1 protein-coding gene is annotated in these 705 nt (G+C 46.2%); it reads left to right on the top strand.

The genetic code is table 11. The annotated features are described in order from the left end of the window. Positions 1-512: 512 nt before the first annotated feature. Positions 513-705, top strand: a 193-nt coding sequence (locus OP496_RS18240; protein ID WP_280565411.1) for a hypothetical protein, incomplete at its 3' end; no start/stop codon positions are given.

The raw sequence follows: 705 nt of genomic DNA, 5'->3' as shown, positions 1-705 counted from the left end.
GGTTTATATAGAATATTTTATAACTTAACTAATGGTCAATTTTATATATTGATTTCTAGTTAAAAGAGAGAAGATGGCCTTCTTTATTTAGGATAGGGTGGGGCATTGGCGTACGTTTGTACGTTATTTTTTTGAATATTTGTATAAAAAACAGAGACTTATCTTAGTCTTTAGGTCAATAGCTTTACGGATAAGAAGAAAAAAGATGTCAGGGAAGTTTATCTTTTATTTCGGATATCTCTTATGTATAGATTCCCTAATGATCGAATGAGATGTGAAAGTTATCTTCTTCTGGCGGTAAGAAGGCTTCTTAAGCATTTCATTCAGGAGCATGGGCATGAACATCAATCTGCATGAAAAGGCCACCACGACATCCAAGATTCGTACCGAGCTCTAGGCGACGCCCTCCAGCATCGACTGAAGAGCAGCAGAGACATCACCGACGTCTACACTAAGGGGTAACTCGGGGTAAAGGATGACGGGCTTTATCTCGACGGCAGGAGGCCGCACGTATGATGAAGGGCATCAACAAGGCCGGGCCTTGGCTATGGTATCTCCTTGCGTTGGCTATCCTGCCGCTGGATGGGGCAGGAGTGGTCGAGGAGGACGTTCTAGTACCGTCTGCGACCGCGTCCAGCGCCATGCGCGTGGTGCCCGACGCGGTCGTTTCCCAGCGTCAATGGATCTGGAAGGCCTGCGTCCTGG

Source organism: Chromohalobacter sp. 48-RD10, assembly GCF_029889785.1.
GTDB lineage: Bacteria > Pseudomonadota > Gammaproteobacteria > Pseudomonadales > Halomonadaceae > Chromohalobacter.
This window is presented reverse-complemented; position numbering and strand designations above follow the sequence as displayed.